This window comes from Microbacterium pollutisoli (assembly GCF_053586795.1).
The window spans coordinates 353,652-366,206 of record NZ_JBNYWT010000002.1 but is presented as its reverse complement, the minus strand read 5'-3'; the positions used below and the strand labels follow the sequence as shown (position 1 = coordinate 366,206).

Genomic DNA, 12,555 nt, shown 5'->3' with positions numbered 1-12,555 from the left:
TGAGCGGCCGGGCGCGTGCGGGCCCGGCCGCCCACCTCACAGCGGCGCCCAGTGCGCCGGCCCGCCCGACCCGGCCGGATACTCGTCCATCGGCACGTCGCCGCGCCGCCACGCGTCGAGCACGGGCTGGACGATCCGCCAGCTCTCCTCCGCGGCATCCCCGCGCACGGCCAGGGCGGCGTCGCCGTCGAGGATCCCCGACAGCACCTCACCGTAGGCCAGCAGCTGCCCCTCGCCCAGCTTCGCGACCAGCGCCGCCCGGTCGAGGCGCAGCGGGTCGCCGGGGCCGTTGATGTTCAGCTCGAGCGACATCTCATCGGGGCCGAGGGTGAAACGCAGCACCGACCCTTCGGCCGATCCGCCGAAGCCGTCGGGCAGGTGACGCACCGGGCGGAACCGCACCACGATCTCGGTGTGGCGCGCGCCGATCGCCTTGCCCGAACGCAGCGTGAACGGCACCCCGGCCCACCGGGCCGAACGGATCTCGCAGGTCATCTCGGCCAGCGTCTCGGTCCGGCGCTCCGGATCGACCCCGGGCTCGTCCACGTAGCTCGGCACGGCGGCGCCTTCCACGACCCCCGCCGTGTAGCGGGCCCGGCGTGACGCGACGACCGGGTCGTCCTGCCACAGGCGCGTGGCACGCAGCACCGCGCAGCGGGCGTCGCGCAGATCGCGTTCGCCGAGGGTCGCGGGCGGCTCCATCGCGAGCACCGCCATGACCTGCAGCAGGTGGCTCTGCAGCATATCGACGAGGGCGCCGGCGTGGTCGTAATAGCCCGCCCGTCCCTCCAGGCCCAGGGTCTCGTCGTAGCGGATCACGACCGATTCGATGTGCTCGGCCGACCAGACCGGTTCGAGCACGCGGTTCGCGAACCGGGCGCCGAGCAGGTTCAGCACCGTCGACCGGCCCAGGAAGTGGTCGATGCGGAACACCTGTTCCTCGGGCACGATCTGCGTCAGCAGCGCGTTCAGGGCGCGGGCGCTGTCCTCGTCGTCGCCGAACGGCTTCTCCAGGGCCAGCAGGGTCTGCTCCGGCACCGGGATGCCGGTCAGCGCGGCGCACGCCCGCGCGGTGACCGCCGGCGGCACCGCGAAGTACAGGATCGGCCGGTCCCCGGCATCCTTCAGCACCGCCGCGAGCTCGTCGGCGGCGGTGATGTCGGCGCGCCGGTAGGTCATCTCACCCACCCGCGCGAGGGCCGCCTCGGCACCGACCGAGGCGAAGGCGGTGCGCACCACCTGCTGCCACCGGTCGTCGCTCCAGTCTTGGGTCGCCGCGCCGTGCAGGCGGAGTCGGCGGCCGGGTTCTCGCTCGAGCAGCTGCCCGAGGGCCGGGAGGAGCAGGCGCGAGGTGAGGTCGCCCGACGCGCCGAGGATCACGAGCGTGGTTTCGCCGGTCATCTCTTCAACGTAACCCGGTGGGTTCACATCAGACAGGGGGTTTGCCACCATGGAGGGCATGCCCGCGCCGATCGAGGACTATGCCCTGCTCAGCAACAGGCGGACGGCGGCGCTGGTGTCCCGCGCCGGTGACATCGACTGGCTGTGCCTGCCCCGCTACGACTCGCCGTCCGTGTTCGGCGCGCTGCTGGGCGACGAGAACCACGGCCGCTGGCAGCTGTGCCCGAGCGATGTGGATGCCGCAGTCACCCGCCGCTACGACGGCGACACCTTCGTGCTCATCACGCGGTGGACCACCGAGCAGGGCGTGGCCGAGGTGCACGACTTCATGCCGCTGGACGGCGGTCGCACCGACGTGGTACGCCGCATCGTCGGGGTGTCCGGGACGGTGGAGTTCGAGACCCGGCTGTGGCTCCGGTTCGACTACGCCCGCGGCATCCCATGGGTGCGCAAGGTCACCGAGCCCGACGGGCCCGCTCTGCTGGCGGTGCTCGGGCCGGGCGCGGCCGTGGTGCGCGGCGCCCCGCTGCGCGCCGACGGCCACAGCCACCGCGGCGCGATCACGGTCGACGCCGGCGAGGTGATCGACCTCACGATGACCTGGTTCCCCTCGCACCTGCCGGTACCGGCACCCCTCGACGTCGAAGCGGCGCGCGAAGCGACGACGGCGTGGTGGCAGGAATGGGCCGACCGCATCGAGCACACCGGGCCGCACCACGACACCGTCGTGCGCTCGCTGCTCGTGCTGTGCGCACTCAGCCACGCGGACACCGGGGGCATCGTGGCCGCCGCCACCACGTCTCTGCCCGAGGAGTTCGGCGGGGAGCGCAACTGGGACTACCGCTACGTGTGGCTGCGTGACGCCGCGCTGACGCTCGAAGCGCTCATCGGACACGGCTTCCTCGGCGTGGTCGAGAACTGGCGGGGCTGGCTGCTGCGGGCGGTGGCCGGCGACTCCGCCGACGTGCAGATCATGTACGGCCTGGCCGGCGAGCGTGACCTCACCGAGCGCACGATCGAGAGCCTGCCCGGCTACGCCGACTCGCGGCCCGTGCGCATCGGCAACGGCGCCGTGTCGCAGTTCCAGGGCGATGTGCTCGGCGAAGTGCTGCTCGCCCTCGAAGCCGCCCGCGCTGCGGGGCTCGAGGAGACGACCTTCTCCTGGCCGCTGCAACGCGCGCTCATCGACCGGGTCATCGCCACGATCGACGAACTCGACCACGGCCTGTGGGAGATCCGCGGCGAGCCCCAGCGGTTCACCCACTCGCGGGTCATGATGTGGGCCGCGCTCGACTGCGGCGTGCGCGCGGTGACCGAGTCGGGGCTGGCGGGCGACGTCGACACCTGGATCCGGTGGCGCGATCACCTGCGCACCGAGATCGACACCCACGGTGTGCACCCCGAGCGCGGCCACTTCGTGCAGTACTACGGGTCCGACGCGCTCGACGCGTCGCTGCTCCTGCTGCCGGAGGTCGGCTACTGCGCGCACGACGATCCGCGGATGCTGGCGACCGTCGATGCGATCGAGCGTGAGCTCATGCGTGACGGGCTGCTGCTGCGCTATCGCACCGAGACCGGGGTCGACGGGCTGGCCGGCGACGAGCATCCGTTCCTGGCCTGCTCGTTCTGGCTTGTCGAGCAGTACGCCGCCACCGGTCGCGACGCCGACGCGGCCGCACTCATGGCCCGGCTGTGCGATCTGGTCAACGACGTGGGGCTGCTGTCTGAGGAGTACGACGTCGCGCACCGCCGCCACGTCGGCAACACCCCGCAGGCGTTCTCGCACCTGGCTCTCGTCCGCGCCGCCGACGCCCTCGCCGGGCGCCCCGAGGGCACGTCGCGCCGGCGGTGACGCCGGGCTTTCTCGCCTGCGGAAGACCGGCTGATCTTCTCGAGCGGATGCCGGTGTGCCCGCACCGGCACGGGTCTAGCGTTGCGGGTATGAGCATCGCGACAGCCGACCTGTACGACGAACGCGGCGACCAGCTGGACTCACTGTCGCTCCAACTGCACGACCTCGGCGGGCGCACGACGTTCGACGGTCCGATCCGCACCATCCGCTGCCACCGTGACAACGCGCTCGTGAAGGCGACGCTCGCCACGCCGGGGGCCGGCGCCGTGCTCGTGATCGACGGCGGCGGGTCGCTCGAATCGGCGCTGGTCGGCGACATCATCGCGGCGTCCGCCGTCGCGAACGGATGGGCCGGCATCATCGTGCACGGGGCGATCCGCGACCGGGTGGCCATCGGCGACCTGCCGCTCGGGGTGAAGGCGCTCGGGTCGAACCCGCGCAAGAGCGCGAAGGAGGGTGTCGGCGAGGTCGACGTGCCCGTCGAGATCGCCGGCGTGGTATTCACGCCCGGGCGGCACGTGTGGGCCGACGCCGACGGCGTGCTCGTCGAGCGCTGAGCGCCGGCATCCGCTTCAGGCGGGCGCCAGCAGCCCCGAGACCTGCTGCAGGGCGTCGGGGACCAGGCGGTAGTACGCCCACGTCCCCCGCTTGGACCGGCTGAGGAACCCGGCCTCGGTGAGCACCTTGAGGTGGTGCGAGACGGTCGGCTGGGACAGACCGATCGGATCGGTCAGGTCGCACACGCACGCCTCCTGGCCGGCGGACGCGGCGACGATCGACAGCAGTCGCAGGCGGGCGGGATCGGCCAGTGCCTTCAGTCGCACGGCGAGGCTCTCGGCGTCCGGCTGCGTGAGCGGCTCGCGCACCAGCGGCGTGGCGCACGCGGTGGGGGAGACGTCGGTGACGTCGAGCATCCTGACCATACATAGACAGTAGTCGATATTGACAGGTATCGATACGGGGATGATACTGAGCATCGACGTTCATCGATATCTGACGGAGCGACCCTCATGACTCTGATCGACCTCACCCCGCGTGCCGCCACGAGCGACCGGCTGGCGACGCTGCCGGTGGCCGTCATCGGCGCCGGTCCGATCGGACTGGCCGCGGCGGCCCACCTCGTGGAGCAGGGCATCGACTTCACGGTGCTCGAGGCCGGTGGCGAGGTCGCCGCCTCGGTCCGCCTCTGGGGGCACACGCGGCTGTTCTCGCCCTGGCGGCACCTCATCGACCCCGCCTCGCGCCGGCTGCTCGAGGCCGCCGGCTGGGTCGCCCCCGCCGACGAGGGCCGGGCACCGACCGGGCGCGAGCTCGTCGACGATTACCTCGCGCCGCTTGCAACTTTGCCGCAGATCGCGCCGCGGATCCGATTCGGTTCCCGCGTCGTGGCGGTGACCCGGGAGGGCATGGACCGGACCCGCACTGCGGGGCGCGCCCAGACCCCGTTCCTGCTGCGTGTGCGGGCTGACGACGGCACCCTGTACGAGATCACCGCGCGGGCGGTCATCGACGCGTCCGGTACCTACACCACGCCGAACCCGCTCGCCTCGACGGGACTGGACCCGATCGGCGCAGCGGACGTCGATGACCTCGTCCTGCACGCGCTGCCGGACGTCCTCGGCGTCGACCGAGCGGCGCTGGCGGGCCGGCACACCGTCGTGGTCGGCGCGGGGCACTCCGCCGCGAACACGCTCATCGCCCTCGCACGGCTCGCCGAGGACGAGCCGGCCACGCGCGTCACGTGGCTGATCCGCAATCCCTCGGCCGTCCGCGTCTCCGCCTCGCCCGACGACGAGCTCGCCGACCGCGCGCAGCTGGGGTCGCGGGTCGACCAGCTCGTCCGCACCGGCCGCATCGGCCTCGTCGACTCGTTCGAGATCTCCCGGGTCGAGCGCCACGCGGAGGGCATCCGGCTGATCGGGCGACGTCACGGCGAAGAAGCGTTCCTCGACGCCGACGTCGTGGTCAATGCGACCGGCTTCCGTCCGGATCTGTCCATGCTCCGCGAGGTGCGCCTGGAGCTGGACGACATCGTCGAGGCCCCCACGCGATTGGCGTCCCTGATCGACCCGAACCTGCATTCCTGCGGCACGGTGGCCCCACACGGCTTCGCGGAACTGCGGCATCCGGAGTCGGGGTTCTTCCTCGTGGGCATGAAGTCGTACGGCCGCGCTCCGACGTTCCTGCTGGCCACGGGGTACGAACAGGTCCGGTCCATCACCGCGTGGCTGGCCGGGGACATGGCCGCGGCGAGCCAGGTTCAGCTCACCCTGCCGGCGACCGGAGTATGCTCGACCGACCTCGGCGGGGGGACGTGCTGCTGATGACTGCGAGTGAGAAGCCCACCGTCCTGTTCGTCTGCGTGCACAACGCCGGCAGATCGCAGATGGCCGCCGGCTACCTGCAGCACCTCGCCGGCGACCGGATCGAGGTGCGCTCGGCCGGGTCCGCACCGAAGGACCGGATCAACCCCGTCGCCGTGGCCGCTATGGCGGAAGAGGGCATCGACATCGCCGGAGGCACCCCGAAGGTGCTCACCGTCGACGCCGTCCGCGAATCGGACGTCGTGATCACGATGGGCTGCGGGGACGCGTGCCCGATCTTCCCCGGCAAGCGCTACGAGGACTGGGAGCTCGCCGATCCGGCCGGCCAGGACATCGAGACCGTCCGCCCGATCCGCGACGAGATCCGTGCCCGCGTCGAGACGCTGATCGCCGGGCTGGTCCCCACCGACCCCACGGCGTGATACCCGCGCCGCGTCTTCTCGTCATCTTCTTCATACGCGGGAATAGATCACGCGGGCAGGTGTTGAGGGGTGTGTACGACCACGGCGGCCGCGGACGCGGGCGCCCTTCTTTCTGTCAGGAGCACACACATGACCGACCGGACCATCGGCTACATCGTCGGCAGCATCTCGTCGACCTCGATCAACCGTCGCCTCGCCAAGGCGCTCGAGCGTCTCGCCCCCGAGGGCACCACGCTGGTCGAGATCCCGATCAAGGACCTTCCGTTCTACTCGCCCGACCACGACGCCGACTACCCGCAGGTCGCGCGCGACTTCAAGCAGGCCATCGCCGATGTCGACGGCGTCATCATCATCACGCCCGAGTACAGCCGCTCGATCCCCGGTGTGCTCAAGAACGCCCTCGACTGGTCGGCCCGCCCGTGGGGCCAGGCCTCGTTCGACGGCAAGCCCACCGCCGTCATCGGCACCTCGGGCGGCGGCATCGCCACCGCGGCCGCGCAGCAGCACCTGAAGGCGATCCTCAGCCACTACAACGCGCCCACGCTCGGCCAGCCCGAGGGCTACATCCAGTCGCTGCCGGGCCTGTTCACCGAGGACGGCGAGGTCACCGACGCGCAGACCGCCGAGTTCCTCACCTCCTACCTCACCGCGTTCGCCACGCTCATCGAGCGCGTGGTCTCGACCCGCGAGGTCGCCGTCGCCTGACCGGCGTATATGAAACGCCCCGGCCGTCCTCAGACAGCCGGGGCGTTTCCCATAGCGAGGATGCCGGTGCTCCGGCATCCGCTCACGAGGACTTCAGCGCCTCGGTGAGCTTGACCCGCGCGCCCATCCGCAGCAGCGAGTTCTGGTAGATCTTCGCGCCGACGACGATGGCCGCGACGCAGGTGGCCAGCAGGATCAGCAGGGACAGGATCGGCTCCCACCACTGCGCCTCGCCGAGGAAGACCCGCACCGGCATACCCACCGGCGCCGAGAACGGCACGTACGACATGATCGACAGCACGACGGGGTTGTCGTTGAAGAAGATCACGAGGAAGTACGGCGCCATGATCAGGAACATCAGCGGCGTCGTGGTCGCGCCGATGTCCTCCTGACGCGACACCATGGCCGCGGCGGCCGCGAACAGCGCCGCCAGCAGGATGAAGCCGAACAGGAAGTACGCCGCGAACCACACGAGCGGGGCGCCGAGGCCCGTCAGCAGCTCGCCCTGCCCGGTGACGGTCAGGCCGATCACCGCGATCACCGCGATGCCGACCACCTGGCCCATCGCCAGGATCGTGTTGCCGAGGACCTTGCCGGCCAGCAGCGCCCGCACCGGGATGGCCGACAGCAGCAGCTCGACCACGCGGGTCGCCTTCTCCTCGACCACCGACTGGGCGATCGTCGCGCCGAACGACAGCGCCGCCATGAAGAAGACGATGCCGAAGCCGAACGAGACGATGTACCGCAGGAAGTCGTCGGTCTGCGCGGGGCTGAGCAGTTCGACCGGCGGGGCCACGCTCAGTGCGTTGATCAGTGACGAGGGCACGCTGTCGGCGCCGACCACGGTGTAGTCGAACGGGTCGGTGCCGCCGGGAACGATCGCCGCGTCGACCTCGCCTTCCGTGACCAGTTCGCGGGCCTCGTCGGCCGAGGCGACCTCGGTCACGTCGAGCATGTCGTCCAGGTCGGCCACGACCGCGATGGTGTCCGCGGTGACGGCGACCGGGGTGCGCTCGGGACTCTGCGCGGAGAAACCGGCCCAGACGATGCCGGCCAGGAAGATCACGAAGGTGATCGCGGTGGAGATCACGAACGCCTTGCTGCGCAGCTTCGAGGCGACCTCGCGCTCGGTGACGAGCCAGACGCTCTGCGCGAACGAGGGGGCGAGAGCGGGGGTGCTCACTGGATGACCTCCTTGAAGATCTGGGCGAGGGAGGGATGCTGCGGCGCGAAGCTGGCGACGTCCCCTGCCTCCACGGCGCGGCGCAGCACCCGCTGCGCGGTGGCGTCGCTGTCGGCGTCGAACAGGGCGTACCCGCCGTCGAAGTCGATGACCTCGATGCCCGGCTCGGTGCGCAGCCACCCGGCGTCGCCCGCCGACACGAGCTCGAACCGCCGCTGTGCGTGTGCGGCACGCAGCGCGTCGCGACCGCCGGCGGCCCGGATCGCACCACCGGCGATGATGACGAGGTCGTCGCACAGCCGCTCGACGACGTCGAGCTGGTGCGAGCTGAACAGCACGGCGGCGCCCTGGGCCGCGCGGCCCTGCAGCACCCCGGCGACGACGTCGACCGCGAGCGGGTCGAGGCCGCTGAACGGCTCGTCGAGGATGAGGACCTTGGGGTCGTGGACCAGTGCGGCGGCGATCTGCGCCCGCTGCTGGTTGCCCAGCGACAGGGTCTCGACGTTGTCGTTGAGGCGCTCGCCGAGCCCCAGCTCTTCGAGCAGAGCCGTCGCGCGGGTCGTGGCATCCGCGCGGCTGAAGCCATGCAGCCGGGCGAGGTAGACGATGTGCTCGAGCACGCGCATCTTCGGATAGAGCCCGCGCTCTTCGGGCATGTAGCCGAAGCGGCGCCGGTCGGCGGCGGTGACCGGTGCGCCGTCGATCGTGACCTCGCCGGCGTCGCGGGCCAGCAGGCCGAGGGCGATGCGCATCGTGGTCGTCTTGCCGGCGCCGTTGCCGCCGACGAAGCCGGTGAGCCGCCCGTCGGCGACGGTGAACCCGACGTCGTCGAGCACACGGCGGGTGCCGTAGCTCTTGGTGATCCCGCTCAGTTCGAGCATCCGCTCCTCCTCGGTGTGGTGATGCTTCGACGCTACGGTCCGAGGGTCGCCACCACCTCCCCCGTGGGGTGGATCCTGCCGGTTCCGCCGGGCGGGGGAGCGACGGTCAGGCCAGGCCGTGGCGGTGCGCGTAGACGACCGCGGCGACCCGGTCGCGGGCGCCGAGTTTGGCCAGCACGTTCGAGACGTGGGTCTTCACCGTGGCCTCGCCGATATAGAGCCGCTCCGCGATCTCGGCGTTGCTCAGGGCCTGGGCGAGTAGGCGCAGCACTTCGGCCTCGCGCTCGGTCAGCGGGGTCGCGATCGTCGGGACCTCCTCGGCGGTGGCCACCGCTGGCCGCGCCGGGGCCGGGGACGGGTCGCCGGATGCTCCGGCGGCGGCGAAGCGCTCGATCACCCGGCGCGTCACGGCCGGGGCCAGCAGGGCATCGCCGGCGGCGGCCACCCGCACCGCGGCGACGAGCTCCTCAGGCCCCGCGTTCTTCAGCAGGAATCCGCTCGCGCCGGCGGCCAGCGCCTGGAACAGGTAGTCGTCACGATCGAAGGTGGTCACGATGATCACCGCGGCGGTCGCCGTCGGGTCGGACACGATCTGCGCCGTGGCCTCGAGCCCGTCCATGTCGGGCATCTGCACGTCCATGCAGATCACGTCGGCCGTCACCGTGGATGCCAGGGCGACGGCCTCCCGCCCGGTCGCCGCCTCGCCCACCACCTCGATGTCGCCGGCGGCCTCGAGGATCATGCGGAACCCGGCCCGCATCACCGCGTGGTCGTCGACCAGCAGCACCCGGATCATGAGCCGGCACCGCTCGTCGCCGCGGCCACCGGTGCGGGCAGCGGCAGGCGCACCCGCACGAGGAAGCCGCCGCGCTCGCGTGGCCCGGCTTCGAGCACCCCGCCGGAGGCGACCGCACGCTCGCGCATGCCGACCAGGCCCAGTCCCGCGCGCCCGGCGAGCGGCACCCGCCCGGTGTTGGTGATCTCGAGTTCGATCGCGTCGGGCGCGTATCGCAGGCGCACGTCGGCGACGGCGGCCGGGCCGGCGTGCCGGCGGGCGTTGGTGAGCGCCTCCTGCGCGATCCGGTAGAGATTTGCCTGGATGAGGTCGCTCACCTCGACCTCGTCGCCCACGATGGTGAGCGTCGTCGGCAGGCCGTTGTCGGTGGCATGGGCGACCAGGTCGGGCAGGGCCGACAGGTGCAGGGTCGACCCGCCCGGCACGTCGCCGTCGGGCGTGCGCAGGGTCTCCAGCAGTTGGCGCAGCTCCGTCAGCGCCGACCGCGCCGACTGCTCGACCGCGGCCAGCGCCGTCTTCGCGGCGGCGGGATCGCGCTCGACGACCGTGCGGGCCGCCCCGGCCTGCACCCCCATCGCCGAGACGTGGTGGGCGACGACGTCGTGCAGCTCGCGGGCGATCCGCACGCGGTCGAGGGCGACGGCCTGAGCCGCGCTCAGCTCGCGCTCCCGCTCGAGCTCGGCGGTGCGCTGCTCGAGCGCGGCACGCTGCTGCGCCTGCGCATAAGCGCGCTCGCCGAAGAAGTACGCGCCCCCGAAGAAGCCGGCGTTGATGAGGAACTGGATGAGCACATACGCCGCGAACGGCGAGAACAGTCCCGCGTGGGAGATCCCGGTGTCCTCGCCCGAGGTCGCCTCCTGGAAGGTGACCACCAGCAGCCACAGGAACATGCCCGCGATGACCACCAGCCGCACGATCGTCGCGCGTCGCCGATCGTCGACCCAGGCTCCCACCGTGTACATCGCGATGAAGACGACGATGTTGCTGACATACAGGTCGGGGATCCGCAGGGTCACCGCCACGAAGAACACGACCGCCACGACCACGAGCACCACCTCGGGGTAGCGCCGGCGCACCGCGATCGGCGCCGTCAGGGCGAGGCAGTAGATCAGGCTCGCCCCCATCTCGGCGCCCTCGTCGCCGTAGACCCCGGCGATCTCCCCGAGCGTCGTGGAGATGATCGCGCTCACCAGCAGCGCGAGCGCCAGCCAGTAGTCGTTGCGCAGCTCGGCGGCGGTCGGACGCTGCCGGAGGGAGGGCGTGCTCATCCCTCCACGCTAGACGGGGCGCCGTGCCCCGGCATCCGTCGTGCGGGGGAGCCGCACCCCTTGACAGGGTGACGTGCGCTTTTCATGCTGTGGGGGTGGGATCATCCCCACCGCGCATCGTGTGGGACGACAACATCTTCTTCATGGTGCTGACCGACGAGTACTTCGCCACCTTCACCGACAAGAAGATGATCGACCGCGCCACCCACGCACAGGTGCTCATCGCGATCAGCCGGGACTCGCGCGAACACGTGGATGCCACGCTGTCCGCGGGCCTGGCCGCCGGCGGCAGTGAACCGACCGAGCCGCAGGACCTCGGGTTCATGTACTCCCGTGACCTCGACGATCCCGACGGCAACGGCATCGAGTTCGTCTACATGGAGCCGCAGGCGGCGGAGGAGGGCCCGGACGCCTACATCGCCGGACTCGCCTGAGGGGGAGGCTCCATGACCGGACGCATCGTCATCGACATCTTCACGACGCTGGACGGCGTCGCCCAGGCGCCCGGCGGGGCCGAGGAGGATCCGTCGGACGGGTTCGCGTTCGGCGGCTGGCAGGCACCGTTCGCCGACCGCACGAGCAGCGACCTGATCACTGCCGGCATCGGCCGGATGGATGCGCTGCTGCTGGGCCGGCGCACGTATGACATCTTCGCCGGGTACTGGCCACACCAGTCCGGCGCCATCGCCGAGGTGCTCAATCGGGTGCCGAAGTACGTGGCCTCGCGAGGTCGGCCGGCACTGGAATGGGCCGGCACCTCACAGCTCGACGCGGACCTCGGCGCCGAGATCGCCCGGTTGCGGGACCGCCACCGCGAGACCCACGTGATCGGCAGCGTCGAGTTCGCCCGGGAGCTGCTGGGCGCGGGCCTGTACGACGAACTCGGCCTCTGGGTGTACCCCGTCGTCTTGGGTCAGGGCAAGAAGGTGTTCCCCGACGGGGCGGTGCCGTCGACCCTGCGGCTGATCGCGCCGCCGGTGACCTCGGAGTCCGGGGCCGTGCGCCTGCGCTATGCACCGGCCGGTCCGGTCATCACCGGCGAGATGGACGCGGAGGGGGCCTGAGGCCGGCTCAGCGCCGGACGGCCTGCAGCACCGCCTGGGTGGCGGCCTCGAGTACGTCGTCATGGTCGAGGGTGCCGCGCTGCAGCCATTCGCGGCACAGCGCCTTGACGAACGGCGCGACCGGGCGCAGCCGGGCGCGCAGCGCCTCGTCGTCGGGCATCCCCAGCGCATCGAGCACGAACCGCGCGGCGTTGTCGTCGGCCACGTCGACGAGGGCCTGCACGTCGCCGCCGCCGGCGGGGCCTTCCGCCCCCGACGCGTTCACCCAGTCCTGCCCGTACGTGCGCGCGCCGTCCAGGATCCACGCCATCGTGACCCGGGCGCGCTCCGGCAGGTCGAGGCCGGCCAGGTCGGGCAGCTCGCGCACCGGCAGCCGCACCGAGTCGGTCATCACTGCCAGGAACAGCTCGCGCTTCGAGCCGAAGTAGTGGTGCAGCAGGCCGCGGGCCACGCCGGCTGCCGCCGCGAGCTCCTCGAGCGACACGTCGTCGTAGCGCCGCTGCGCGTACAGGCGCCGCGCCGCGGTCAGCAGCTGCGCCCGGCGCTCGTCCGGCGAGAGGCGGAGGCGTGCCGCGGCCGGGTCGCCCCCGGCATCCGGACTCTTCTTCGCCGACACGAGCGTCAGTCTGATCGCCCATTGGCAGAGTGTCAACAGTGTG

14 protein-coding genes are annotated in these 12,555 nt (G+C 71.6%); 7 read left to right on the top strand and 7 right to left on the bottom strand.

Features of this window, described 5'->3' with window-relative positions:
- Positions 1-36: 36 nt before the first annotated feature.
- Entirely contained in the window at positions 37-1,401 is a 1,365-nt protein-coding gene (locus tag ACQ143_RS06565; RefSeq protein ID WP_449569903.1) for a glucose-6-phosphate dehydrogenase, read from the bottom strand.
- Between the two features lie 58 nt (positions 1,402-1,459).
- Between ACQ143_RS06565 and ACQ143_RS06560 the strand changes: the two genes are divergently transcribed.
- A complete protein-coding gene (locus tag ACQ143_RS06560; protein ID WP_449569902.1) occupies positions 1,460-3,253 on the top strand; it encodes a glycoside hydrolase family 15 protein in 1,794 nt (597 codons plus the stop codon).
- A gap of 89 nt (positions 3,254-3,342) precedes the next feature.
- A complete protein-coding gene (gene rraA, locus ACQ143_RS06555; protein WP_449569901.1) occupies positions 3,343-3,810 on the top strand; it encodes a ribonuclease E activity regulator RraA in 468 nt (155 codons plus the stop codon).
- A 15-nt stretch (positions 3,811-3,825) separates the two neighbouring features.
- On the opposite strand, the gene ACQ143_RS06550 is transcribed toward rraA, so the two are convergent.
- On the bottom strand, positions 3,826-4,176 hold the full coding sequence (locus tag ACQ143_RS06550; protein WP_449569900.1) for a metalloregulator ArsR/SmtB family transcription factor: 351 nt from the start codon (positions 4,174-4,176) through the stop codon (positions 3,826-3,828).
- Between the two features lie 87 nt (positions 4,177-4,263).
- Between ACQ143_RS06550 and ACQ143_RS06545 the strand changes: the two genes are divergently transcribed.
- The 3 genes from ACQ143_RS06545 (at position 4,264) to ACQ143_RS06535 (ending at position 6,704) form a co-directional block, all read left to right on the top strand.
- Positions 4,264-5,577 (top strand): NAD(P)-binding domain-containing protein, encoded by a 1,314-nt coding sequence (locus ACQ143_RS06545; protein ID WP_449569899.1) that lies wholly within the window; start codon positions 4,264-4,266, stop codon positions 5,575-5,577.
- Entirely contained in the window at positions 5,577-5,999 is a 423-nt protein-coding gene (locus ACQ143_RS06540) for an arsenate reductase ArsC (RefSeq protein ID WP_449569898.1), read from the top strand. The genes ACQ143_RS06545 and ACQ143_RS06540 overlap by 1 nt, the downstream gene beginning before the upstream one ends.
- A gap of 129 nt (positions 6,000-6,128) precedes the next feature.
- Positions 6,129-6,704: an NADPH-dependent FMN reductase gene (locus ACQ143_RS06535; protein ID WP_449569897.1), complete on the top strand. Its 576-nt coding sequence runs from the start codon at positions 6,129-6,131 to the stop codon at positions 6,702-6,704.
- A gap of 82 nt (positions 6,705-6,786) precedes the next feature.
- Here ACQ143_RS06535 and ACQ143_RS06530 read toward each other — a convergent pair whose 3' ends face one another.
- The 4 genes from ACQ143_RS06530 to ACQ143_RS06515 all read right to left on the bottom strand — a co-directional run bounded on the left by ACQ143_RS06530 (position 6,787) and on the right by ACQ143_RS06515 (position 10,832).
- Complete coding sequence (locus tag ACQ143_RS06530) at positions 6,787-7,887, bottom strand: ABC transporter permease (protein WP_449569896.1); 1,101 nt, start codon at positions 7,885-7,887, stop codon at positions 6,787-6,789.
- Positions 7,884-8,768 carry an ABC transporter ATP-binding protein gene (locus tag ACQ143_RS06525; RefSeq protein WP_449569895.1) on the bottom strand — a complete coding sequence of 295 codons (885 nt, stop codon included), beginning with the start codon at positions 8,766-8,768 and terminating at the stop codon, positions 7,884-7,886. Before ACQ143_RS06525 ends, ACQ143_RS06530 begins: the two co-directional genes overlap by 4 nt.
- Positions 8,769-8,874: 106 nt before the next feature.
- Positions 8,875-9,564: a response regulator gene (locus ACQ143_RS06520; protein ID WP_449569894.1), complete on the bottom strand. Its 690-nt coding sequence runs from the start codon at positions 9,562-9,564 to the stop codon at positions 8,875-8,877.
- Entirely contained in the window at positions 9,561-10,832 is a 1,272-nt protein-coding gene (locus ACQ143_RS06515) for a sensor histidine kinase (protein ID WP_449569893.1), read from the bottom strand. The genes ACQ143_RS06520 and ACQ143_RS06515 overlap by 4 nt, the downstream gene beginning before the upstream one ends.
- Before the next feature lie 95 nt (positions 10,833-10,927).
- Here ACQ143_RS06515 and ACQ143_RS06510 point away from each other — a divergent pair, with 95 nt between their 5' ends.
- Both ACQ143_RS06510 and ACQ143_RS06505 read left to right on the top strand, forming a co-directional pair.
- Entirely contained in the window at positions 10,928-11,266 is a 339-nt protein-coding gene (locus ACQ143_RS06510) for a VOC family protein (RefSeq protein ID WP_449569892.1), read from the top strand.
- Positions 11,267-11,278: 12 nt separating this feature from the next.
- Positions 11,279-11,896: a dihydrofolate reductase family protein gene (locus ACQ143_RS06505; RefSeq protein WP_449569891.1), complete on the top strand. Its 618-nt coding sequence runs from the start codon at positions 11,279-11,281 to the stop codon at positions 11,894-11,896.
- Positions 11,897-11,903: 7 nt separating this feature from the next.
- Here the strand turns inward: ACQ143_RS06505 and ACQ143_RS06500 are convergent, their stop codons facing one another.
- Complete coding sequence (locus ACQ143_RS06500) at positions 11,904-12,512, bottom strand: helix-turn-helix domain-containing protein (protein WP_449569890.1); 609 nt, start codon at positions 12,510-12,512, stop codon at positions 11,904-11,906.
- Positions 12,513-12,555: the final 43 nt, after the last annotated feature.

Bases quoted from the DNA above. Each gene is read 5' to 3' on its own strand.
- ACQ143_RS06505 (WP_449569891.1), top strand. From the start codon at position 11,279: ATGACCGGACGCATCGTCATCGACATCTTCACGACGCTGGACGGCGTC.
- ACQ143_RS06540 (WP_449569898.1), top strand. From the start codon at position 5,577: ATGACTGCGAGTGAGAAGCCCACCGTCCTGTTCGTCTGCGTGCACAAC.
- rraA (WP_449569901.1), top strand. From the start codon at position 3,343: ATGAGCATCGCGACAGCCGACCTGTACGACGAACGCGGCGACCAGCTG.
- ACQ143_RS06535 (WP_449569897.1), top strand. From the start codon at position 6,129: ATGACCGACCGGACCATCGGCTACATCGTCGGCAGCATCTCGTCGACC.
- ACQ143_RS06520 (WP_449569894.1), bottom strand. From the start codon at position 9,564: ATGATCCGGGTGCTGCTGGTCGACGACCACGCGGTGATGCGGGCCGGG.
- ACQ143_RS06545 (WP_449569899.1), top strand. From the start codon at position 4,264: ATGACTCTGATCGACCTCACCCCGCGTGCCGCCACGAGCGACCGGCTG.
- ACQ143_RS06565 (WP_449569903.1), bottom strand. From the start codon at position 1,401: ATGACCGGCGAAACCACGCTCGTGATCCTCGGCGCGTCGGGCGACCTC.
- ACQ143_RS06560 (WP_449569902.1), top strand. From the start codon at position 1,460: ATGCCCGCGCCGATCGAGGACTATGCCCTGCTCAGCAACAGGCGGACG.
- ACQ143_RS06515 (WP_449569893.1), bottom strand. From the start codon at position 10,832: ATGAGCACGCCCTCCCTCCGGCAGCGTCCGACCGCCGCCGAGCTGCGC.
- ACQ143_RS06525 (WP_449569895.1), bottom strand. From the start codon at position 8,768: ATGCTCGAACTGAGCGGGATCACCAAGAGCTACGGCACCCGCCGTGTG.
- ACQ143_RS06550 (WP_449569900.1), bottom strand. From the start codon at position 4,176: ATGGTCAGGATGCTCGACGTCACCGACGTCTCCCCCACCGCGTGCGCC.